Consider the following 4,140-nt stretch of genomic DNA (forward strand, 5'->3'; position numbering starts at 1 on the left):
ATATTAATTTTCACAAAGAAAATTAATAAACTTTATACTACCCCGAAATAAGATTGATACCTTGTTCTAATTTTCAACAATCTAGATCTAATATAAAAACATCTAAACGCTTTCGGTTCTCTACAGGGATGTTTTCTATGATCTTTTTCTCCAATTGTTGTGGCGTTAATTTCCCATCATTTACTAATCCAGCAATTTTTGCTTTCTTGCCAAACCACAGCACGAGATAAACCCCTTGATATTCCGCATCAGGGTGGCGTGTGTAAAACTCATCTAATTGTGAAGAAACCGCAGTAAAAACCTCACGATGCCACTGACCTTTCACCTCAACCGGTATGAGATGTTTTTTTCCATTCATAAACAGGGATAGCGTAAAGTCACATCGTTTGGAATCTCGCATATGGTGCTCAATTTGAACATCTATACCTTTCGGCTTTAATCTAGGCTTTAAATATTCAACGATGCGATTTCTCGCCTCATTCTCATCCACATGCTCTCCGCCTTTATAAAACTGCTGCAGAGGATCAGTTTCTTCCCCTTGAAGGAAAACCTGATATTCGTCAAAATGATCAATTAACAAATTACGTAAGCTTTCAGCATTCACAGCCATTCCCTGATCAAGCAAGGTCGAAATGTCCTGTGGCGTCGGGATAACAAGAGTTTCATGGGCATTGGCTTTTCGTAACTCTGAACGTAAATGCTTCAAACTCTCCTCGAAATGGCCGAAACGATTGTCAGATAACATCCTATCTACATATGAAAGCCCATCCCTATCAGCCTTCCAGAAATCAGAAGATGAGACTAGATAATTTAAAAAACGATATGCAGTTTCATTCTTTGGTGAGTGGGTTCCATAACTATTTGGCAAATGGACCTGAGGCCAAACTTCAACGAATGTATCTAGAATCCAAAACATCTTTGCCGTGGAAAGGCCCGGCCATCCCTTTTTTTCACCACGGTTAAAACGGCCATAAGTGTTCTCAAATTTCAACACACTATTTTTATCCTGACGAAACCAATCGAAAATGAAATCAGGGCAATCATCAAGAAAGACAAAGCCTCGAAAATACCAGAAATCTCTGTCTTCAATTTGCTCCATGGTTGACGGGCCAATCACCCAAGCGTCATTGATCTCAATACACTTCTGAAGAATAATTCCTTTCAGCTCTTCCTGATCTCCATAGCCAACGACCATATCAACCAGTTGCTCTTTCGCATGAACAGACATCATCGGATATTCTTTTAACCACTCAAGTGGTAATGCTACTCTGAGAAATTGTAACTCTTCCCGATAATCTAACCAACCAACAGATGGATGGCTAATTGATGCTGCTAATTGTGGCTCAACATATTCCCTTACAAAACTTTCTTTATCATCGTCTGTTTGAAAAATATGTTGAACTAACTCTTCACGAATTCTGTCCCGTTCCCTTTCACTTGACAATATAGGATAACAGATACTCCAATCTACATAAACTGCACGTAAAACACGCAAATCTATATTCGCAAGACTGCCCTCACGTTTAAAAATTATAAAAACAACAGCAATCAGAACCTCTACCACAAGAGATCTACTTCGTTTTATATCAAGCTTGGCTAACGTTTCTATATCAGGAGTATCTTCCAGCAGAAATGGTATTGAATTAAGCAATGACCTTTCTGGCAAGCTGGGATCATCAACGTAAGTTAATGGTTCTTCTTGTTCGTATAAATAGTAACTAGCAAATTCTATAAGAAACCCAAAATGTTCCCCGCGCTCAACTAGTTCTATATTATCTAATAGCGCCTTACGATTTCTCTCTAGCACTAAATTATCCTTACGTTTCCAATTTCTTTTACGACGACGCATACGTCTTTCATGAGAGCGATCATAAGCCTTCAACCCATCTTTTCTTGCTTTATTCTCCTTTGCCCAAATTTTCATAAAATCTGGATCTTGATGAGCATGAGACCGAGCTAGAGCCCGTAGCGGATCACTTTTAATGTCCTTGCCGTGATATGAATGCTTGGGGTAGATGAATTGCCAAAGGATGAAGTCTTTTACTTCAAAAGCATATTCTAACAGAAATTGGCTATCTCCATCCTGCATCTGGAGGCCAGCATGTGCATATTCTCGAATATGATCAAAATAAAAATCCCATAAAGCATCACGGTTTTTAAAACCAGTCAGGGCAATTTTATATATTTCTCGACGTAAAAAAGTATTTTCCCTTAACTTCTTAACCGCAAGGGTGCTTTCCATAGAATATGAGCTTTGATTGTAGTGTAAATTCTTAAGCCATCCCCATATTTGGACTGGATTTAAGGAGGATTCATTATTTGAAAAATAATTGTCTAATAATCTGCCGACAATCTTGCTTTTCCCATTACGACAAAAACAATCATATTTCTTTTTACCGCATTGACAAGAAATCTTAGATGACAATTGATCCAGGAAAAATTCAGCGTCACTTGTTGAAAAACTTCTTACCAATCGATCAATAAAATAGCGTCCACCAATCACAGTTTCTCTTCGTCGCGAATGACTCGGATACAACTGCGGGAGTGCTTCTAATAACTTAAGGCTTGCCTCCCGTCCAACAACTTCACAGTTAAGTTCCTCTATGAGCTGCGCCCCAATCTTCAGTGCTACTTTAGAAGAATCCGAAATCAACATATCTAAAAGCTTTAAATAGTCATACCCCTCAATCTCTAGAATTCTTGCAGCCGCCAACTCCCTGATATCATCTAGTTCATTAGGATTGAATATTATTTTTTCAAAATCATCTTTTAGTTCTTCTAAAATTTCTGAGTTACTTAACAGCTCCAAAATTAATCCGCGAAGATGGTAGGCTTCCCCATGTTTTGAAAGAGTGGCAGCAATCAGCGGCACCATTTCACTTTGAAAAAACTCACGAACACTAAAACGACGCCATTTATCAGAATATCTGAAATACGGATCCTCTTCAGAAAGCAACCCCAATTGTTTCAGCATAGCGGCCTTGGATTTTTGGGTAAGTAATGCTGGCATACCGTTTGATAAAACTGCATAGGGATCGATATTTATTAATCCGAGCTGAACATCTTCACCCGAAATACATGCTAACCACCCCATTACACCGCGAAGTTCAATTCGTGAAACCCCGTTAGGCGCCAATATCGAAATACACCTACGGAAAGTAAAGTCTTTCGATGTAGCCTTCAATTTCTTGGAAAGATGCATTGCAGCACAAAATTCTGCAATAATCCTATGCACCGGCTCATGAGTGTTTTTACTTTCTGATAGCTTAAACAATCCGGAGTCTAAAACTGATTGAATTTCTTTTTGTGAGGCCTGACACAAACTTTGAATAGAAGGATAGTTTTCATCACTCTCATCTCGTATAGATATTCCTGTAGCACCAGAAAGAAGAAGTTTGGTAAACACCTCGGATGCTAATTCAACAATCCTATCAACAGTAGGCCTATCATTTAGAGGAATATCGTCATTATGTTCTTTGGCTAACTCCTCGATAGCGATCTGGAAAACCTTATACTTGTTTGAGAAACTATTAGGATCACGCCTAAAAGCTTTTGCAAAAATTTCTAAAAACTGAGGATTTGGAAGGATTTGCGAAAGATCATTTTGATCTACAACTTCATAGAAAGCTTCAAAATCTGCATCAGGTGATAGATGAAGGAACAGTTCTTTCTGTTCACTTACAGAAAATGCCTCCAACCGTGCGACCTGGACATCAAGTTCCAGAAAATCTCGAATAAGGCCAGCGTTTCTTACTTCATTCCATTCACCTGAACGGCTGGCAAATACTACTTTCTCAGGTGAAGCATTTCGTACATTTGCAAATATCTGCTCCACAGCCGAACTATCGGTTCGTGAAACCTCATCAATCCCATCAATTATCAACACTTTCGTAGGTGGAGGATTTGTTTCATGCTTAAACACATTTGCCCGAATTCTTCTTACATTAAGTTTATTCGCAAAACTATCAAGCAAACGTGTTTTTCCGGCCCCAGGCTCCGCTAGGACGACAAGACAAGGAAATTTCGCGAGAACCACTTCTTCAGAAAATTGTTCTTCCCCACACAAAAGCTTCCTAGGTAAATAGAAATTAGACACTAACCTTCTCCCCCCACAAAAAGTAAGATTGTATTTCTATACTT

1 protein-coding gene is annotated in these 4,140 nt (G+C 38.8%); it reads right to left on the reverse strand.

What is annotated here, in order from left to right:
* Positions 1-73 precede the first annotated feature (73 nt).
* Positions 74-4,096 carry an NACHT domain-containing protein gene (locus E1160_RS03215; RefSeq protein ID WP_155153556.1) on the reverse strand — a complete coding sequence of 1,341 codons (4,023 nt, stop codon included), beginning with the start codon at positions 4,094-4,096 and terminating at the stop codon, positions 74-76.
* Between the last annotated feature and the right edge of the window lie 44 nt (positions 4,097-4,140).

The sequence above is a fragment of the Curvivirga aplysinae genome (genome assembly GCF_009711445.1).
GTDB lineage: Bacteria > Pseudomonadota > Alphaproteobacteria > UBA8366 > Aestuariispiraceae > Curvivirga > Curvivirga aplysinae.